The sequence below is a fragment of the Streptomyces sp. sk2.1 genome, assembly GCF_008120935.1.
Classification (GTDB): domain Bacteria; phylum Actinomycetota; class Actinomycetes; order Streptomycetales; family Streptomycetaceae; genus Streptomyces.
Genome location: NZ_RDBO01000020.1, coordinates 1372645 through 1392412, shown reverse-complemented (window position 1 = coordinate 1392412; position 19768 = coordinate 1372645). Strand labels below are relative to the sequence as shown.

The following is a 19768-nucleotide window of genomic DNA, read 5'->3' as shown; positions in this document are numbered from 1 at the left end:
CGGCTCCTGCGTCCTGTGCACACCGGCGCTCATCGCCGGCCCTCCGATCCCGGTGTCCCGCGCTGGGACAGCAGCTCGGCCGCCGCCTCCTGGTAGCGCAGCACCGCCTGCCCGGCCACCCGCAGATCGCACGGCGCGCTCCACAGCATCCGGCGCGCCGCGTCGTACCGCTCGATCAGCAGCGGGTCCTCGGCCAGGCCGTGCCGGGCCACCTTCGCCTTGTACGCGTCGAGTCTGCCGCGCAGTTCCGCCCGCACGGCCAGCGGGGCGGTGACCGCGGTCAGCGACTCCCGGGCCCGCAACAGCTCCTCCTCGGCCTCGCGCTCCAGCGTCTCCAGGAGCGGCGAGAGCCGGTGCCACTGGGCGTGCCTGCGGTACTCCGACGCGGCGACCAGCCGCTCCTGGAGCACGGTCGCCGGGCCGCTGACCGCGGGCACCTCGGTGGCGGCGATCTTCGCCAGCACCTCGCCGCGCGCCGCACGGGCCTCGGCCAGGGTGCGGTCCGCGCGGGAGAGGACGTCGCGCAGCTGGACCAGCCGCTGCTCGGCGTCCTGCCGGACCGCGAGCACCGCCTCGATCTCGCGGCGCACGTCGTCCAGGGCACGGGCCGCCCGGTCGTAGCGCGCCGTGTCGGGACGGCCGCCGCCGGGCGCCGAACTGCCCGGACCCGACAGCCAGAACGCGAGCGGGTCGGAGACCACCTGCACCCGGAGCGTAACCAGCTCCTGGGTGATCGCCTCCAGTTCGTCGCCCGCCGGATGCTCACCGGGCCGCACCCCCACGGAGTGCGCCAGCGAACGGGTGCGGTGCAACTCGGCGGCGAGCAGGTCTATGCGGGCGGGCAGCGCGGACCACACGGAGTCGGAGGCGACGACCATGTCCAGCGAACGGGCGTACAGCTCGTTCATCCGGGCGACCAGCTCCTCCAGCGTGAACCGCTCGGAGAGCCTGGCCGGGCCGGCGATCGACGGATCGGGGCGGGCCGCCGCGTGCGCGACGGTGACGCTCTGGCCGCGCAGCAGATCGGTGAGGGCCATCAGGTCGTCCCGGTTGGGATGGCGACGGCGGGCCCGCACCGCGCGCGCCCGGGCGAGTGCTCCGGTGTACGCGTCGAAGTACCCCCACAGCAGCGTGATCGCCTGTTCGGTGGAGGCCCAGCGCTCCCTGGTGACACCGCTCAGGTCGGCGCCCTCCAGGAGCCGACGGCCCGCATGGTCCTGCAGGGCGAGGAGCGAGGTCTCGATCGCCTCGTGCTCCGCGCCGAGCCGGGCCAGCGCACGGTCCGCCTCGTCCCGGTCCAGGACCGGGCCGGGGGGCCTGGCCGCGTAGTCGGGGAAGGGGCCCGCGACGCCCATCGATCACCTCTCCGCTCCTCCTGCCGGGACGGGCCCGGCAGGTTCAGTGCCACCGCCCCGTCGTTCCGGGCCGAGGACTCGCACACGGCCCGGAACGCCCGGCACCAGTGCCCTTCTCGATAACGTCTGCCCCGTCGCGCCGCCCGGCACCGGGCAGTGCGGTCAGCCGGCGTCGGACGTGGGCTTCACGGGCGGCTTCTTGCCGGGCAGCTTCTCCTCCAGCCACTTCTCGTACGAGTCCGTCCAACGGCCGTCCTCGATGTAGTCGGCCAGTACCCGGTTGACGCGGGCCACCAGGCCGGTCGCGCCCTCCTTGGCCGCCACGCCGTAGTACTCCTCGGCGAACGGGTCGCCCTTGAACTCGATCGCCGGGTCCTGGGCGACCTGCGCGGCCGCGAGCGCGTCGTCCGTGACCACGGCGTCGACCTCGCCGAGCTGCAGCCGCACCAGGCAGTCCAGCTGGTTGGGGACGTGGAGCCGGCTCTCGTCCTCCTTGCGGCCGGTCTGCCCGGGGTCCTGGATCGCGTCGGGCGCCCTCTTCTTCAGCTCCGTGCGGGCGGTGGAGCCGTCGGCGGTGCACACCCGCTTGCGGGCCAGGGAATTGAGTCCGTCGATCCCCCCGTCGTCCTTCGCGGCGATGATCCGCTGTGCGGCCTCGAAGTAGGGGTGGGAGAAGGAGACCTTCTTCTCGCAGTTGATCGACATCGTACGGACCACGAGGTCGATGGCGTCGTTCTGCAGCATGCCCTCCCGGTCGCGGGTGGAGATGACCCGGAAGACCACCCTCTTCTCCTCGGCCACGTCGGGCAGGATGTCCGCGGCGATGGCCCGGGCCAGATCGATGTCGAAGCCCACGATCTCGTTCTCTTCGCTCTCCGGGTCGCGGGACGCCCAGAAGAGGCTGTTCTGGTCGACGCCCACGATCAGGTGGCCGCGCTCCCGGATCTCCTCCAGCTTGTCGTCGGTCGCGCCGGCCGGGGAGACGCCCGCCCAGGGGTCCGTCGTGCAGTCGGCGGCCCGGGTCTGCGTCACGTGCGTCGTCGCCGTCGTTCCCGGGACCCGGCCGGAGGCGTCGGCGGCCGCGCCGGAACCGCTGAGGAAGAGCGGCAGCAGCGTGAACGAGGCCGTCACCGCGCAGGCCGCGGCCATGCCCGTCACACCGCCCCAGCCGCGCAGCCTGCCGACGGCGTTGCCCGTCGTGCGTTTCCTGGTCATCGCTCCCCCTCTCACCGGTACTCCGAGACCCTGCGGTTGACACCGGCGATCGCGGCGCCCGCCCCCAGCAGGGCGAGCAGGGCCGCCCCGAACGGCAGCAGCGACAGTGCTCCGCGCCCGTTCTTCGCGGCCTCCCGGAACTGCCCCTCCTCGTACTTGCGCGCGGTCTCCAGCGTGTCGCCCACCTGCTTGTACGACGACGCCTTCGACTGGTCGATCTTCTGCCGCGCGCCCGCGTAGTCGCCCGCGTTCTCGCTCTCGCGGGCGGCCTCGTGAATCCGGTTCCACTCCTCGGTGGCGGCGAGCGCCTTGCCCACCGGGGTTCTCCCCTCGGTGTCCTCGGCGAGCTTTTCGGCTTTCCTCAGCTGCTCGTCGAGTTCTGCCATACCGGTGGTGAAGTCCGTCTCGTACTTGTCCTTGCCCTGCGGGGTGAGTACCGAGCCGCGGGCCACCAGCGCGAGGTTCTCGTCGGCGCGCGCCTTCAGGGAGCTGATCCGCGCGGTGTTGAGCACGTCCAGGGACTGCTGCCCGTGCACGTCGGCGTCGCGCAGTTCGGACCTGGCCACCGTGTGTCCCGCGACCAGCCACAGCAGGACGACGGTGGAGGCGGCGGTCGCGACGAGCAGTCCGCGGTTGAAGACCCGGTTCGTCCTGCGGCAGTCGCGGCGCTGCGCCCAGTACAGCGCGCCCAGGGCCACGAGGCCCAGCCCGGTCGAGAGGAACGGCCAGCTCCGGGCTTCGTCGCGGTCCCGGCCGAGCCGCTCGGTCTCCGCCCCGTACAGGAGCTCGGCGGCCGGCAGCAGCTTCCCGGTCATCTGGTCGTTCGCGTAACGGAGGTACGCGCCGCCCAGCGGGAAGCCCTGGCGGTTGTTGTCGCGGGCCCGCTCGACCAGCTGCACGTACCGGGGAAGTCCCTCGTAGAGCTTGGTGATCTGCTTCTTGGACTCCCGCGACGCGCTCGTGTCGCTCGCCGCGGCCTGCAGCCACTTGTACGTGTTGCCGATGGCCTCGTCGTAATCCTTGCGGGTACCGGCGGGTTCCTGCCGCCCGGCCAGGAAGCCCTCGGTCACCGCGGCGTCGGCGGCGGCCAGGGACTGGAAGATGTCGGCTGCGTGGCTGCTCAGCGGCTGGCTGTGCTCCACCACGTCGTTGGCGGACCCCGCCCGGTCCTGGACCTCCAGCACCGTCACGCCCCCGAACGCGACGACGAGCAGGGCCAGTACGGCCCCGATGACCCGGAGCCTGCCCGGCTCGGTCGTGGCGGCGGCCCGCATCCGGTCGGTCGCCGCGGACCAGGGCGCGCGCCGGCCCGGTCCGGGGGCGGTCACGGGCACGGACGGTTGCGCCCGTGCCTCCTCCGGCGCGGTGCGCACGGTCGGCGGGTGTGTCACCTGGCCTCCCCCTCGGTCGTCGACGTGGCCCGGCCCCGCCCGGTCCGGGGAGCCGTCGCCCGGCCAGAAGTATGGCCGCAGGGACCGCATCCGCACCAGGAACGTCCTGGATCGCGCACCGGTCCGTGACACGATCACAGCATTCGATCAAGGCGTGCGCCGTCGATCAAGCCCGATCGGCGGCCCGGTCCGTGCGGCGGACCCTTCTCCCCACCCATGAACACGTGCGGGGCGAGCGAACGGTTCCCGTGCGGTTCCCGCGCGCGAGGGGCGCCCCGCGACGACGTGCGCCGCGGAACGCCCCCCGGGGAGAACGCAGTTGTGGATTCAGGAGTACTGCGCGCGCAGCCTCTCGTGCACCTCGGCGCTCGCGCCCACGTGGTCCAGGCCCAGCAGCGCGGCCCCCAGCACCGGAGGCTCCGTCACCACCCGGATGTGTGCCCTCGGGGCGCGCGCCGCGAGACGTTCGGCGATCCCCCCGTCCAGCCGCGGGTGACGGGCCGCCAGCACACTGCCGCCCAGCACCACCGGCGCCTCCTCGGCCAGCAGCCCGAGCCGGCCCAGCGCGACCGAGGCCATCGCGACGACCTCGTCCGCCATCCGGTCCACCAGCGCGACCGCCGCCGGATCGCCGTCCGCCGCGGTCGCGAAGAGCACCGGGGCCAGCTCGTGCCGGCGCTCGGGCCCGATCCGGCCCAGGTGCAGGGCCTCGATCAGCGCGTACATCGAGTCCAGCCCGAAGTGCCCGGGCAGTGTGCGGGCCAGCTCGGTCGGTCCGCCGCGGCCGTCCTCGGCCCGCGCGGCGACCCACATCGCCTCCTCGGCCAGACCGCCGCCACCGCCCCAGTCGCCGGAGATCCGGCCTATGGCGGGGAACCGCGCGGTCCGGCCGTCCGGCACCATGCCGACGCAGTTGATCCCCGCGCCGCAGACGACGGCCACACCCCGCGGCTCGTCCACCCCCGCGCGCAGTATCGCGAAGGTGTCGTTGCGCACCTCGACCGACGGGCTCCAGCCGCGGGCGCGCAGCGCCGCCGCCAACTGCTCCTCCTCCACCGGGAGATCGGCGTTGGCGAGGCAGGCCGAGACGTGCCCGACGGCACCGGCCGGCACACCGGCCCGCTCCAGCGCCCGGTCGACGATCGCGCCGAGATCGTCCACGGCCACGTCCACACCCACGACCGGTGGCTGGAAACCACCGCCGCGGGCCGTCGACAGAATCGTTCCGTCAGCGGCGATCAGCGCCACGTCGGTCTTGCTGTTCCCCGCGTCGATCGCGAGGACCGAAGCGTTCACGCCCACGCCAGATGCTCCCGGTTGTGTGCGATCAGCTTGTCGGTGAGCGCCTCGGCGTAGGCGAACTGACCGATCAGCGGATGTGCGAGCAGGGCCTTGAACACCCGGTCCCGGCCGCCGCGCAGGGCCGCCTCCAGGGCCAGGTCCTCGTACGCCGTCACATCGGCGATCAGCCCGGCGTACAGCGGGTCGAGTTCCGGCACGGCGAGCGGGGCGGCACCCGTGCCGTCGACCCGGGCCTGCACCTCGATCACCGCGTCGTCCGGCAGGAACGGCAGCGTCCCCCGGTTGTACGTGTTGACCACCTGCACCGCGGAACCGCCCGAGCCGAGCAGCGAGGACGCCAGGTCCACGGCGGCCTCCGAGTAGAAGGCGCCGCCGCGCTTGGCGAGCAGCGCGGGCTTCTCGTCCAGCGCCGGATCGCCGTACATGGCCAGGAGCTCCTTCTCCATCGCGGCGACCTCGGCCGCGCGGGACGGCTTGGTGCCGAGCTCCTTGACGACCTCGTCGTGCGCGTAGAAGTAACGCAGGTAGTACGAGGGGACGACGCCGAGCCGGTCGACGAGCGCCCGGGGCATGCGCAGGTCGTCCGCGACGGTGTCGCCGTGCTCGGCGAGCAGCCTCGGCAGGACGTTCTCGCCGTCCGGGCCGCCCAGGCGCACCCCGAGCTCCCACGTCAGGTGGTTGAGCCCGACGTGGTCGAGGTGCACCTCGGCGGGGGTGACGTCGAGGAGCCGGGCGAACTTCCGCTGGAAGCCGATCGCCACGTTGCACAGGCCGACGGCCTTGTGACCGGCCTGGAGCAGCGCCCGGGTGACGATGCCGACCGGGTTGGTGAAGTCGATGATCCAGGCGTTCGGGTTGGTGCGACGGACCCGTTCGGCGATGTCCAGGACGACCGGCACGGTGCGCATCGCCTTGGCGAGGCCGCCGGCGCCGGTGGTCTCCTGGCCGACGCAGCCGCACTCCAGCGGCCAGGTCTCGTCCTGGTTGCGGGCGGCCTGGCCGCCGACGCGCAACTGGAGCAGGACCGCGTCGGCGTCGGCGACGCCCGCGTCGAGGTCCGAGGTCGTGACGATCCGCCCCGGGTGGCCCTGCTTGGCGAAGATCCGCCGGGCGAGGCCGCCGACGAGTTCCAGCCGGTCGGTCGCCGGGTCGACGAGCACCAGCTCCTCGATCGGCAGCGTGTCCCGCAGCCGGGCGAAGCCGTCGATCAGTTCAGGCGTGTAGGTGGACCCGCCACCAACTACTGCGAGCTTCATGGTCAGCCCTTTACTCCGGTCAGTGTGACGCCCTCGACAAACGCCTTCTGGGCGAAGAAGAAGACGAGGATCACGGGGGCCATGACCAGTACGGTCGCGGCCATGGTCAGGTTCCAGTCGGTGTGGTGCGCGCTCTTGAAGGACTCCAGCCCGTAACTGAGCGTCCAGGCGGTCGAGTTCTCCGAGGCGTAGATCTGTGGCCCGAAGTAGTCGTTCCAGGCGTAGAAGAACTGGAAGAGCGCGACGGCGGCGATGCCCGGCTTGGCCATCGGCACGACGACCTTGAGCAGGGTGCGCAGTTCGCCGCAGCCGTCGACCTTCGCGGCGTCCAGGTACTCGTCCGGGATGGTCAGCAAGAACTGCCGCAGCAGGAAGATGGAGAACGCGTCGCCGAACGCCATCGGGATGATCAGCGGCCAGAGCGTGCCGGACAGGTCCAGCTGCTTCGCCCAGAACAGGTACATCGGGATGACGACGACCTGCGGCGGCAGCATCATCATCGAGATGACGAGCATCAGCGACAGGTGCCGGCCGCGGAAGCGGAACTTGGCGAGCGCGTACGCCACGGGCAGCGAGGAGACGACCGTGAGGACGGTGCCGAGCCCCGCGTACAGCAGGGTGTTGCGCCACCAGAGCAGGAAGCCGTCGGTTTCGAGGACCTTCCGGTAGTTGCCCCACTCGAAGGGGTGCGGCCACAGGTCGCGGGTCAGCGTCTGCTGGTCGCTCATCAGCGAGGTGAGCAGCAGGAAGACGAACGGCAGCACGAAGAAGAGCGCGGCCGCGACGCCGAGCGCGTGCACGGCGATCCAGTTCAGCAGCGCCTTGCGGCGCGCGGTGCGTTCGGACGGCGTGGCCGTGCCGGGAACCGGTCCGGCCGTCTTCACGGGGTCGAGAACCTGCGCCACGTCACCCACCTGCCTGGATCAGCCCGCTGCGGCGCCGCATCAGCAGTGCGGTGAACACCATGGCGAGGACGAAGAGAACGAGCGCGACCACGCAGGCGGAGCCGTAGTCGAAGCGCTGGAAGCCGAGGTTGTAGATCACCTGAGGAAGCGTCAGTGTCGACTTGTCGGGATAGCCCGGTTCGAACTGCTGTCCGGAGCCGCCCATCACCCCGGAGGCGACCTTCCCGGCCACGAACGGCTGGGTGTAGTACTGCATCGTCTGGATGATCCCGGTGACCACCGCGAACATGATGATCGGCGAGATGTTCGGCAGCGTGACGAAGCGGAAGCGCTGGAACGAGGACGCCCCGTCCAGCTCCGCCGCCTCGTACTGCTCCTTCGGCACGTCGAGCAGCGCGGCCATGAAGATCACCATCAGGTCGCCCACCCCCCACACCGCGAGCGCGGTCAGGGCCGGCTTGGACCAGGTGGCGTCGGTGAACCAGCCCGGCGTGGGCAGCCCCAGCTCGCCGAGGACCGAGTTGACCGGCCCGGTGCCGGGGTTGAGCAGGAAGACGAAGCCGAGGGTCGCCGCCACGGGCGGGGCCAGGTAGGGCAGGTAGAACAGGGTGCGGAAGACCCCGGTGCCGGTCTTGATCTTCGTGATCAGCAGCCCGACGCCGAGACCGAACACCACCCGGCAGCTGACCATGACCACGACCAGCCAGAGCGTGTTGCGCAGCGCCGGCCAGAACAGCGGGTAGTCGTTGAAGACGAACGACCAGTTCTTCAGCCCGCTGAACTCGGGGGCCGTGAAACCGTCGTAGCTGGTGAAGGAGAAGTAGACCGTGGAGATCAGCGGGTAGGCGAAGAAGACGCAGAACCCGATCAGCCACGGCGACATGAAGGCCGCGGTCCGCAGCGCCGAACGGCGGCGTCTCGTGGCGAGCGTCGAGTGACGGCGCTTCGGACGGAGCGTGTGCGTGCTCATCGCGGTACTACTTCGCCTGCTCGATCGCCGCGTCGATCTCCGCGGCGGTCTTCTTCAGGCCCGCCGCGATGTCCTTCTGCTCGCCCTTCTCGACGGCGAACCCGAGGTTCTGCAGGGACACCAGGTACGCGCCGCCGTTCACCGAGGGCGGGGTGGTGGTGCTGTCCGGGTTCGCGGCGATGTCCAGGAAGGTCTTGAAGCGCGGGTCGTACTTCAGCTTCGGCGACTTCAGCGCCGCCAGGGTGGAGGGCACGTTGTGGATGGCGTTGGCGAAGTCCACCACCGCGTCGGTGTCGGTGGTCATGAACTTCACCAGCTCCCAGGCCGCGTTCTGCTTCTGCGAGGTGGCGGCGATGCCGGCGATGGTGCCGGTCAGATAGCCCCTGCCGTAGGTGTCGGCCCGGTCGTCGGCGACGGGCATCGGGGCGACGCCGATCTCGAACCCCGGCTCGGCCTCCTCGGCCATCCCGAGCCGCCACTCGCCGTCCAGTTGCATGGCCACCTGGCCGGTGTGGAACGGATGCTTGGCGCCCCATTCGTCGCCGAGCGAGGTGCGGAACTTCTCCAGCTTCTCGTACCCGCCCAGGTCGTCGACCAGCTTCTTCTGGGTGCTCAGCATGTCGGCGAACGACGGGTCCTTCGCGATGTTCGACTTGCCGTCCGCGTCGAAGTACTTCGGGTCCCAGCTGCCGAGGTAGTGCTCGGTCGTCGTCTCGTAGCCGTGGTAGTTCGGCATGAAGCCGAGCCGCTCGTACGAGTCGCCCCTGGTCTTTGTCAGCTTCTTGGCGACCTCGGCCAGCTGGGACCAGGTCCGCGGCGGATCGGTGATGCCGGCCTCCTCGAACGCGTCCTTGTTGTAGTAGAGGCCGTAGGCGTCGCCGAGCAGCGGCACGGTGCACCGCACGCCGTCGAACTGCGTGTACTCGTTCATCGCCTTCGGGAAGGTCTTCTCCGGGTCGATGCCGTCCTTCTTCAGGAACGGGTTCAGGTCGACGAACGCCTTGGACGAACAGAACTTGCCGACGTTGTTCGTGGTGAACGAGGAGACGACGTCCGGGGCATTCGAACCGCCCGCCCGCAGCGCCTGGTTGATCTTGTCGTCGGTCATGTTGCCGACGACCTTCACATGGATGTTGGGGTGTTCCTTCCGGAAGGCGTCGACCGTCGCCTGGATCGCCTTCGCCTCGCTCGGGTTGATCCAGCCGTGCCAGAAGGTGATGGTCGTCTCCTTGGACGGATCATCGCTGGTACCGGAGCCGCTCTGGCCGGTACAGGCCGAGGCGAACAGAGAGATGGCGGCGGTCGCGGCGAGTGCGACGGCCGACTTCCGGCGGTTTCCGGACATGGAGGTGTCTCCCGGTGAAGGATGGGGGCGGGAAAGGGACGAGCGGGTCAGCGGGACGTGTCGAAGACCTCGTCACGGGTGGTGATGAGGGCGCTCTCCAGCGCGCCGCGCAGCACGGGACGGTGCGTCACCTCACCGGCGATCAGCCGGGGCCGGGAGGCGGCCAGTTCGGAAAGCTCGGACTCCAGCCGGCCGCGCAGCGGTTCCCCGCCGGCCGCGATCACCTCGCCGGACAGCACGACGACCTCCGGGTCCAGCACGGCGATCATCGAGGCGAGACCGGTCGCGATCCCGGTGGCGAACAGATCGAGCAGCCGGGGGTACGGGCCGTCCTCGCCGGCCTGCGCGGCTTCGGCGGCGCGGGCGAGCAGCCGGGCCGCGACCTCGTGGTGGGTGCCGGAGGAGCGGATCAGCTCGTCGTCGATGCCCAGCTCCCGGCCCAGCCGGGACAGCACCTGTGCCCCCGCCAGCTCCTGGAAGCCGCCCGCGTTCACCTTGGTGACCTGGCGGACCAGCGGGGCGCCCGGCACCGGCAGGAAACCGACCTCGCCCGCGCCGCCGGTGAAGCCCCGGTGCAGCCGTCCGTTGATGACGAGGGCGGCGCCGAGCCCCTCCTCGTTCCACAGCAGGACGAAGTCCTCGTGCCCGCGCGCGGCACCGAGGCGCTGCTCGGCCACCGCGACCAGGTTCACGTCGTTCTCGTACTCCACCGGCATCGGCAGGAAGGCGGCCAGCTCCTCCAGCAGCGTGGGGGAGTGCCAGCCCGGCAGGTGCGAGGCGTACCGCAGCCGCCCGGTGCCGGGGTCGAAGGCGCCGGGGGTGCCGATGACGACCCGGTGCACGTCGGAGCGGGTGAGCCCGGCGTCCTTGACCGCCCCGTCCAGCGCGTCCGCCACCTGCCGCACCACGCTGTCGGCGCGCCTCCCGGGGGTGCGCAGCTCGAACTGCCCGACGGTCCGCCCGGTCACGTCGGCGACGGCGGCGACGATCCGGCGGGCGGTCACGTCCAGCCCCGCGACATGGGCGGCCCGCGCATTTACCCCGTACAACTGCGCGTTGGGCCCCGGACGCCCGGCCACGGTCCCGGTCGCGACCACCAGCCCGGCCGCCTCCAGCCGCGCCAGCAACTGCGAGGCGGTGGGCTTGGACAGCCCCGTCAGCTTTCCGATCCGGGTCCGCGAGAGCGGCCCGTGCTCCAGCAGCAGGTCGAGGGCGGCCCGATCGTTCATGGCGCGCAGAACGCGGGGGGTTCCCGGTGTGGTTCCGGCCATGCGTACGGCACCTGCCCTCTGTTAGGAAAGTTTCCTATTTGGTGAGAGGACCGTATGCGCGCGTAACCGGGCCGTCAATGGGGGAGCCCCGGTGGCAACCAAAGCGTTACCCGGGACACTTCCGGAACATGTGGGTCCATGATGGCGCGCCCTCAACCGCATCGTGCGTCGACGCAGTTGACGGGGCATGGGCGTGTCTCCGCCCGGCGCACCGTGCCCCTCGCCCCGACGCGCCGTGTCCCCGGCACCGGTGACGACCGGCCGGGGACACGGGACGCGGGGCATGACCCGGACCGGGGGCCTACTTCCCCTTGTTCAGCGGCGGGTTGATCGGAGCCGTGGCCAGGGACTGGGGCGAGGTGGCCGAGGCGTAGGCGGACGGGGCCGCGACGGAGGCCGAGGGGTCGGGGGCGGCCGCCTCCTCGGCCTGGGCCGGGACGCCGCCGACGATGCGGATGCCCGCCTCGTCGAAGGCCCGCTTGATCCGCCAGCGCAACTCGCGCTCCACGCCCAGCGACTTGCCGGGCATCGTCTTCGCGGAGACCCGGACCGTCATCGAGTCCAGGAGCACGGCGTCCAGACCCAGTACCTCCACCGGGCCCCAGAGCCGCTCGGACCAGGGTTCCTCCTTGGCCATGGCGGCGGCGGCCTCGGTGATGACCGTACGGACCCGGTCCAGGTCCTCGGTGGGACGCACCGTCACATCGACGCCGGCCGTGGACCAGCCCTGGCTGAGGTTGCCGATCCGCTTCACCTCGCCGTTGCGGACGTACCAGATCTCGCCGTCGGCGCCGCGCAACTTCGTGACCCGCAGGCCGACCTCGATGACCTCGCCGGAGGCGATGCCCGCGTCGACGGTGTCGCCCACCCCGTACTGGTCCTCCAGGATCATGAAGACGCCGGACAGGAAGTCGGTGACCAGGTTGCGCGCGCCGAAACCGATCGCCACACCGGCCACACCGGCGGAGGCCAGCAGCGGGGCCAGGTTGATCTGGAACGCGCCCAGGATCATCAGGACGGCCGTGCCGAGGATCAGGAACGACGCGACCGAGCGGAGTACGGAACCGATCGCCTCCGAGCGCTGGCGGCGGCGCTCCGCGTTGACCAGCAGCCCGCCCAGCGTGGTGCCCTCGACCGCCTGGGCGCTGCGGTTCATCCGGTCTATGAGCTTGGTGAGAGCGCGCCGGACCGCGATGCGGAGCATGATCGCGATCGCCGCGATGAGAACGATGCGCAGACCGGTGCTCAGCCAGGTGGACCAGTTCTCCTCCACCCAGCTCGCGGCGTGGCCGGCCTGTTCGGCGGCTTCGCCCAACGAACCGACGGGCTCGGGTGACGGGGCTGCGGCTGCCAGGGCGGACAGGGACACGGCGGAACCTCCAGATGGACTACGGCAGACCAACCACACTAACGGGGCATCGCGCGTGGTCCAGGGGCGCGTCCGGGGCGGGAGAAGCACCCCGCGAGGGGAAACGGGAGGACGGAACGAGGCAGAGGGGCACAGTCCGCCGGGGCGGCATGTGGCCGATCGCACACCACGCGCGACCGCCGCCGGGGCCCTGCCGGAAGCTTCCGCTCCGGCGTGCGCCCGGGCCGCGGGCGGCGGTCCGCGGCGGCCGGCGGGGAGCCCGCGGCGGAAAAATCCTTCCGGCCCGTTACCCGCACGTGGTGGCGCTCCGACCAGGCAGGAGTAGAAACTGAGATCGGATCGTCCCGGCGCGAGCCACGCGCCGCCGGCGTACAAGGAGGCATCCACCGTGCCGCATGTCCTGGTTCTCAACGCGTCGTACGAGCCACTCGGCGTCGTACCGCTCCGCCGCGCGCTCGTCCTCGTCCTCGAAAACAAGGCCATCTGCCTAGAGGAGTCCGGCGCCTTCATGCACAGTGCCACCCGGGCCGTTCCGGCCCCCAGCGTCGTCCGCCTGAAGCGGTTCGTACGCGTCCCGTACCGGGGGCCCGTACCGCTGACCCGCAGGGCGCTCTTCGCCAGGGACGGGGGACGCTGCATGTACTGCGGTGCCGCCGCGACCAGCATCGACCACGTGATTCCGCGCAGCCGCGGCGGACAGCACTCCTGGGACAACGTGGTGGCGGCCTGCCGCCGCTGCAACCACGTCAAGGCGGACCGGCACCTGCCGGAGCTCGGCTGGCGGCTGCACCAGCAACCCGCCCCGCCCACGGGTCTCGCCTGGCGGATCATCGGCACGGGACATCGCGATCCGCGCTGGTTGCCGTACTTGCAACCGTTCGGCGCGGACGACGCGATGGCCCGGATCGACGGCATATCGGCCTGAGATCCGGGCCTTCGTCGTCCCCGGGGCCGGGAAGGGGCCCCGGGGCGGTCCGGGATGCCCCGGACCGGGATCGGGATGCCCCGGACCGGGCGTGCGCCGGGTCGGGATGCCCCGGACCGGGACGCCCCGGTCCGGGCGTGTGCCGGGCGGAGACGCGCCGGACCGGGACGCTTCGGTCCGGGCGTGTGCCGGGCCCGCGGCGTGCGGTGCGCGGCGGGGCCTGTGAGCCCTATCCCCTGCCGGCGACGGCGTACGCCTCCACGGACCACAGCGAGTAGCCGAACTCGGTGCCCCGGGCGTCGCCCTGGACCCTGAGGAAGCGGGTGTCCTTCGCGTCCATCCGGACCGACTCGCGCCCGCCCCTGCCCTCCCGGACGGTGGCCGCCGTGCGCCAGTTGCGGCCGTCGGGGGAGACCTGGACGCGGTAGCGGGAGGCGTACGCGTCCTGCCAGTGCAGCACCACCTCGCCGACCCGGGTGGCCCGGGGCAGCTCCGCCTGCCACCAGGCGCCGTCCTCGACGGGCGAGGACCAGCGGGTCCCCGGATCGCCGTCCGTGGCGGCCGACGCCGGGAAGTCGGGCGTCTCGTCGCCGGACGAGGAGGCGGTGGCGGTGCGCAGCAGGTCGGGGCCGCCGGTGCGCGGGAACGCCCGGACGGTGAGCGTGCTGCGCTCGTCGCCGAAGCCGATCGGCACCTCGTACTCGCCGGCCGGGGTGCCCGCCGGGACCGTGATCTCGACGGGGACGGCGGTGTGCGAACCGCGCGGCACCCTCGTCCGCTTCGGGACGTTCACCTCGATGCCCTCGGGCGCCTTCGCGGTGAGCTCGCCCCGCACCTCGGAGGGGCGCCGGGCGGCCAGGTGCGCCTCGACCCGCTGCGGGCCGCCGCCGATCACGGCGTCCGTCTCGCCGCGCGCGAGAGCGAGCCGGGCGGCGGGCTCGTCCCCGAACCAGGGCACGAGCGCCCGCACGTCCAGGGGCCGGGACGACGTGTTCCCGCCGTCCCCGTCGCCCGCCCGGTTCCCGGGCACGAACGGCGGCAGGGAGCCCGTGACGACGGAGGGCGTCACCGGGACCTCCGCGGGGCGGCTGATCCGGATCGCGTCGGTCCGCAGCCCCTCGGCCGTCGTCTGGGTCCAGCCGGTCTCCGACAGCGTGCCGAGCGTGCGCCAGCCCTCGCCGGGCACATGGGCCTCCAGCTTCGCGCCGGCCACCGAGCCGCTGCCCGGCGCGGTCATCGCCGTCACCGTCTCCACCGGGCGGGGCCGGTTTAGCCGGACCGTGTAGCCGTCCGACGTCCGCGAGACCGTACCGGCGTCGCGGTCCGCGCCCGTCCAGGCGTCCGCCTCCCGGCGCACCCGGTCCAGGAACGGCCCGAGGACCCCCTTGCCGACCGTCGCGCCGCCCGCCTTCACGGCCTTGTGCACCGGCTCCAGCGCCAGCGACGCCCGCCACGCGGCGGCGCCGTCACCGCGCGACTGGGCGCCCAGCAGATCGACGGCCAGCTCGCCCGCCCGGCCGTACCGGGACAACTGCTCGCTCCACGGCCGCACTTCCTCGCCCAGCCGTCCGTCCGCCACGTCCGCCAGCCGCTCCGGGGCCCGGCGCATCACGGTGAACGCCGCCCGCAGCTCGCGGGCCGCCTCGTCCCGCGCCGCGGCGTCCTCGCCGGTGCGGGACTTCCAGAACGCGGCCAGCAGCGGCCGCAGATACGCCGACTCGTCACCGCCCAGCACGGACGCGGCGCTGTTCCCGGCCAGCGCGCGCAGCGCGTCCCCGGTGCGCGCGTCGCCGCCCGCCAGGTCGTCGATCGCCGCCCGCCAGGACTCCTGCGGCCGGTAGCCCCGCGGGTTCCAGGCGAAGTCGGCGGCGGTGAACAGCGGGATGCGGGAGGCGGAGGACTGCTCCATCGCGTTGGCGATCAGCGCCGCGGAACCGGTCGCCACCGCCGGGTCCCGGCCGGTGTACGGGCCGAGGAAGAGCCGGTCCTGGGCGTAGTCGTTGACCGGGTAGTTGTCCAGCGTGACCAGCGGGTGCCGGAACGCGGCGCGGGCCCCGGCCAGTTCCCCGCCGGTGATGGTCCGCGGCACGACCCCGACGCCGGTCCAGGCCACCTGGACCCGGTCGTCCAGCTCCTCGGCGAGCGCCGTGCGGTACTCGGTCGCCCCGTCCTGGTAGAACTCCGTCGGCATCACGGACAGCGGCGGCGCGTCCGGGTGACGGTCCGCGAGGTGCCGGGCCACCGCGCTCGCCACGCGCGCCTGCGCCCGGGCCGCGGCCTCGGGGCCCCGGCCGAAGGCGTCGGCGTCGGCGTCGCAGTGCCACTCGCTGTAGCTGACGTCCTGGAACTGGAGCTGGAAGGCCCGCACCCCCAGCGCCCACATCGCGTCGAGCTTCTTCGTCAGCGCCCGCACGTCGGCGGACGACGACATGCACATGGCCTGGCCGGGCGAGACGGCCCAGCCGAGCGTCACGTGCGCCGCCCGCGCCCGCTCGGCCAGCGCCCGGAAGTCGGCGCGCCGGTCGGCCGGGTACGGGTCCCGCCAGCGAGCCTGCCGGTACGGGTCGTCGCCCGCCGCGTACAGGTACCTGTTCTGCTTCGTGCGCCCCATGAAGTCGATCTGCGCCAGCCGCTCCGCGCGGGACCACGGCTGCCCGTAGAAGCCCTCGGCCATGCCGCGCACGGCGGTGGCCGGCCAGTCCCGGACGGTCACCCCGGCGACGCCGCCGTCCCGGATCAGCTGACGCAGCGTCTGCACGCCGTGGAAGAGGCCGTCCTCGCCGACGCCGTCCAGGGCGACGGTGTCCCGGCCCCCGGTCCGGCCGACCGCGATCCGGTAGCCGCCGGAGGGCAGATCGCCGCGGGCGGGGGCGCGCAGGGCGCGCAGCGCGTCCCGGGCGCTCCCGCCGCCCAGCCGGACGACCGGGCCGCGGCCGGGCAGGGACTCGTGGACGGTCCGCACGCCCGCGTCCCGCAGGACCTGGCGCAACGCGTCGACCGCGTACGGATCGGCGTGCGCGTCGGCGACGAGGGTGGCCTCGGAGGTGAGCGGCACGGACCGGCCCGCGGCCTCGACGGACTGCGGCCGGGGCCACACGGCGGGCGGCGTCCCGTCCGCGCGGTCGGGCGTGGTGGCGGCGGGGGAGGAGCCGGGCCCCGGAGGGGCCGCGACGGCGGCCGGGGCCTGGGCGGAGAGCAGCCCGCCGAACACGGCCACCGCGATGGCCGTCGCCTGCCCCCTGCGTGTGAGCCGCATGGCTCTCCTCACCTCGTTCCCGCCGATGGGCTCCGAGCCCACCACCCGCGTGCGAGGGTGTCAATGCGCGTGGTTGTTGTGCCGGAAATGCCCGGTACGGCGGTTGGGGTGAGGGGTGGTCGGCCGGGGGCGGACGGCCTCAAGGATGACGCCGGATGGCCGAAAACGGCGAACAACTTACGGGGAAACGGCCCCGGGGGAACGGAATGTGACCCGGAGCACGTTGAACTCGTTGTGGTAACGCCTACGTCTGTGGCAGAGCCCACTGGGTAGGCCTGCCGTGTCCTGCTTCCCCCACGGCCAGGAGGCCGCCATGCCCGCCGCCGCGCAGCTTCTGCTCTCCGCCCTCTCCGGACAGGTCCCTTCCCCCGCCGCCGTCCCGCCGACCGATCCGGCCCCGGACGCCGGCCCCGGACCGCTGACCAGCGAGCCGCCGCTCGGTGACGCGATACCCCTGACCAGCGAGCCGCCGCTCGCCGACGTCACCCCCCTGACCAGCGAACCCCCGCTCGCCGTCAACGCTCCGCTGACCAGCGAGCCGGCCACCTCCGGCGGCGTGTGGGGCCCGTAGTCCCCAGGAGTCCGCATGGGCTTGACCCGGCTCGCCGCACTGCACGGCGTCGCCACCTCCCACTCCCCGTCCGCCGGACCGGCGGTCCCCGTCCCCGACGGCACGGTCGTCGCCGTGCTCGCCGCGCTCGGCGTGGACGCCACCACACCCGAAGCGGTACGGGAATCGCTCGCCGCCGCCGAGTCGGCGGCCCGTTCCCGGCTGCTCCCGCCGACCGTGGTGGTGTGGGCCGGGGAGCCGCTGCCGCCCGCCCTGACCGCCCTGCCGCCCGGCACCACGCTCGACATCCGACTGGAGGACCCCGGATCGCCCCCGGTCCCGCGCACGCACGTCCCGGCCGGGCGAACGGATCCGGCCGGGCGAGCGGATCCGGCCGCTTCGCAGTCAGCCGTTCTGCGATCGGTCGTTTCGCAACCGGCCGGTTCGCAGTCGGTCGGTTCGCGACCGGCCGGTTCTCAACCGGCTGTTCCGCGGTCGGCCGTTTCGCGACCGGCCGGTTCGCGATCGGCCGCCGGGGCGGATGACGCCGGGACGGACCAGCCGGTGACGCCCGCCTGGTGGACGGAGCCGCCGCTCGGGGTGCACCGGCTGGCCGTGCGCGCGCCGGGCGGCCGTATCGCCGCCTGCACGCTCGTCGTCGCCCCGCCCCGGGCGCCGAGGGCCCGCCCGGACCAGGCCGCGAGATCGGCGAGGTCCCCGAGGTCGCCCATGCCCCAGGAGCGGGCGGAGAGCAGGGAGTAGAGCTGGACCAGGAAGCCGTGGCCGCGGGCCGCCCCGCCCGCCCGCCCGCGGCCACGGCTTCCTGGTCCAGCTCTACTCCCTGCTCTCCGCCCGCTCCTGGGGCATGGGCGACCTCGGGGACCTCGCCGATCTCGCGGCCTGGTCCGGGCGGGCCCTCGGCGCCGGGTTCGTCCAGGTCAACCCGCTGCACGCCGCCGTGCCCGGCGACCCCACCGACCCGTCCCCGTACCGCCCCTCGTCGCGGCGCTTCCCCGACCCCGTCCACCTGCGCGTCGAGGACATCCCCGAGTACGGGTACGTGGCCGACCGCGGTGCCCTCGACGACCTGCGCCAGAGCGCCGCCTCGCTCACCGACACGGTCCTGTACAAGGGCGCCCTGATCGACCGCGACGCCGTCTGGGAACTCAAGCGCCGAGCGCTCGAACTGGTACGGGAGGTGCCCCTCACCCCGGGCCGCCGCGCCGCGTACTGCGACTTCCTGGCCGAACAGGGACGGGCCCTGGAGGACCACGCCCTGTGGTGCGCCCTCGCCGAGGTGCACGGTCCCGACTGGCACGCCTGGCCCGCCGCGCTCCGCGACCCCCGCTCCCGGGAGACCGCCCGCGCCCGCGGCGAACTCCTGGACCGGGTCGACTTCCACTGCCGGCTCGCCTGGCTGACCGACGACCAGCTCGCCGGGGCCCAGCGCGCCGCCCTGGACGCGGGCATGTCGGTCGGCGTCGTCCACGACCTCGCCGTCGGTGTGCACCCCGGCGGCTCCGACAGCTGGGCCCAGCAGGACGCCCTCGCGCACGGCATGTCCGTCGGCGCGCCCCCGGACGCCTTCAACGCCCGGGGCCAGGACTGGGGCCTGCCGCCCTGGCGCCCCGACGCCCTCGCCGCCTCCGGCTACGCCCCGTACCGCGGACTGCTGCGCGGGCTCCTCGCCCACGCGGGCGCGCTGCGCATCGACCACGTCATGGGCCTGTTCCGGCTCTGGTGGGTGCCCGAGGGCCGCCCGCCCACCGAGGGCACCTACGTCGGCCACGACGCGGAGGCGATGCTCGCCGTCCTCGTCCTGGAGGCGCACCGGGCCGGCGCGGTCGTCCTGGGGGAGGACCTCGGCACCGTCGAACCGGGGGTCCGCGAGGCCCTGGCCCGGCGCGGCGTCCTCGGCACCTCCGTGCTCTGGTTCGAACGGGACTGGGCGGACACCGGCCGCCCCCTGGCCCCCGAGCGGTGGCGCGAGGACTGCCTGGCCACGGTCACCACCCACGACCTGCCGTCCACCGCCGCCCGGCTGGCCGGCGACCACGTGACGCTGCGCCACCGCCTCGGCCTGCTCACCCGCCCCCTGGCGGTGGAGGCGGCGGCGGACGCGACCGACACCGCCGAATGGCTCGGACACCTCTCCCGCCTCGGTCTGCTGCCCGAGGGCGAGAGCGACGAGGAGGGCGCCGTCCGCGCCGTCCACCGCTTCCTGCTGCGCACCCCCGCCCGGCTGGTCGGCGTCTGGCTCCCCGACGCGCTGGGCGACCGCCGCCCGCAGAACCTCCCCGGCACCTGGGACCAGTACCCCAACTGGCGCCTGCCCGTCGCCGACGCGGAGGGAAACCCGGTCACCCTGGAGGAACTGGCCGCAGCGCCCCGGCTGCACCGGCTGATGGAGGTCCTCGCGCCCCTGCGGAAGGGGCCGCGCCCCCCGCACGGGCCCGCCCGCGAATGAATCCGCCGAATCCGCGACGGCCCCGGCCCCGGTACCAGGGCCGGGGAACGAGCGTGCAGGGCCCGGGAAACCTGCGGGCCCGGCCGGAAAGCGGCCCCGCGCCGAACCCCGCGCCGGTCCCGGGGCCGGTCCGCGACCCCGTACGGCACCCCCGGGCGCGCGCCCGTCCAGGGCGTTCGCTACGTTTGCAC

14 protein-coding genes and 1 pseudogene are annotated in these 19768 nt (G+C 73.2%); 4 read left to right on the top strand and 11 right to left on the bottom strand.

All coding sequences use genetic code 11. The annotated features are described in order from the left end of the window. Positions 1-29: 29 nt before the first annotated feature. From EAO76_RS09650 to EAO76_RS09605, 10 genes are all read right to left on the bottom strand, one after another. The gene (locus EAO76_RS09650) at positions 30-1355 is read right to left on the bottom strand and encodes a hypothetical protein (protein ID WP_148835255.1); all 1326 of its coding nucleotides are present in this window, start codon (positions 1353-1355) and stop codon (positions 30-32) included. 162 nt (positions 1356-1517) lie between these two features. Beyond that, positions 1518-2570, bottom strand: a complete 1053-nt coding sequence (locus tag EAO76_RS09645; RefSeq protein WP_262375328.1) for a glutamate ABC transporter substrate-binding protein — start codon at positions 2568-2570, stop codon at positions 1518-1520. 11 nt (positions 2571-2581) lie between these two features. Continuing rightward, positions 2582-3961: a hypothetical protein gene (locus tag EAO76_RS09640; protein ID WP_187438515.1), complete on the bottom strand. Its 1380-nt coding sequence runs from the start codon at positions 3959-3961 to the stop codon at positions 2582-2584. Positions 3962-4288: 327 nt separating this feature from the next. Further along, positions 4289-5263, bottom strand: coding sequence for an N-acetylglucosamine kinase (locus EAO76_RS09635; RefSeq protein ID WP_148835252.1), 975 nt, complete (start codon positions 5261-5263; stop codon positions 4289-4291). After that, positions 5254-6519 (bottom strand): 6-phospho-beta-glucosidase, encoded by a 1266-nt coding sequence (locus tag EAO76_RS09630; protein WP_148835250.1) that lies wholly within the window; start codon positions 6517-6519, stop codon positions 5254-5256. Before EAO76_RS09630 ends, EAO76_RS09635 begins: the two co-directional genes overlap by 10 nt. A 2-nt stretch (positions 6520-6521) precedes the next feature. Next, positions 6522-7424 carry a carbohydrate ABC transporter permease gene (locus EAO76_RS09625; RefSeq protein ID WP_148835248.1) on the bottom strand — a complete coding sequence of 301 codons (903 nt, stop codon included), beginning with the start codon at positions 7422-7424 and terminating at the stop codon, positions 6522-6524. Between the two features lies 1 nt (position 7425). Beyond that, positions 7426-8394, bottom strand: coding sequence for a carbohydrate ABC transporter permease (locus EAO76_RS09620; RefSeq protein ID WP_148835246.1), 969 nt, complete (start codon positions 8392-8394; stop codon positions 7426-7428). 7 nt (positions 8395-8401) lie between these two features. Continuing rightward, entirely contained in the window at positions 8402-9739 is a 1338-nt protein-coding gene (locus tag EAO76_RS09615; RefSeq protein ID WP_148835244.1) for an ABC transporter substrate-binding protein, read from the bottom strand. Between the two features lie 47 nt (positions 9740-9786). Next, entirely contained in the window at positions 9787-11010 is a 1224-nt protein-coding gene (locus EAO76_RS09610; RefSeq protein ID WP_148835242.1) for an ROK family transcriptional regulator, read from the bottom strand. 301 nt (positions 11011-11311) lie between these two features. Beyond that, positions 11312-12379 (bottom strand): mechanosensitive ion channel family protein, encoded by a 1068-nt coding sequence (locus tag EAO76_RS09605; RefSeq protein WP_148835240.1) that lies wholly within the window; start codon positions 12377-12379, stop codon positions 11312-11314. 388 nt (positions 12380-12767) lie between these two features. Here EAO76_RS09605 and EAO76_RS09600 point away from each other — a divergent pair, with 388 nt between their 5' ends. Further along, positions 12768-13304: an HNH endonuclease gene (locus EAO76_RS09600; protein ID WP_148835238.1), complete on the top strand. Its 537-nt coding sequence runs from the start codon at positions 12768-12770 to the stop codon at positions 13302-13304. Between the two features lie 229 nt (positions 13305-13533). Here the strand turns inward: EAO76_RS09600 and EAO76_RS09595 are convergent, their stop codons facing one another. After that, positions 13534-16560 (bottom strand): beta-N-acetylglucosaminidase domain-containing protein, encoded by a 3027-nt coding sequence (locus EAO76_RS09595; protein WP_148835236.1) that lies wholly within the window; start codon positions 16558-16560, stop codon positions 13534-13536. Positions 16561-16873: 313 nt separating this feature from the next. Here EAO76_RS09595 and EAO76_RS09590 point away from each other — a divergent pair, with 313 nt between their 5' ends. The 3 genes and pseudogenes from EAO76_RS09590 to malQ all read left to right on the top strand — a co-directional run. Further along, positions 16874-17131, top strand: coding sequence for a hypothetical protein (locus tag EAO76_RS09590; RefSeq protein ID WP_148835234.1), 258 nt, complete (start codon positions 16874-16876; stop codon positions 17129-17131). Positions 17132-17146: 15 nt separating this feature from the next. Continuing rightward, positions 17147-17872, top strand: coding sequence for a hypothetical protein (locus tag EAO76_RS47525; protein ID WP_399461759.1), 726 nt, complete (start codon positions 17147-17149; stop codon positions 17870-17872). 31 nt (positions 17873-17903) lie between these two features. Then, a pseudogene (malQ, locus tag EAO76_RS09585) lies at positions 17904-19577 on the top strand (4-alpha-glucanotransferase); the annotation flags it as partial. Between the last annotated feature and the right edge of the window lie 191 nt (positions 19578-19768).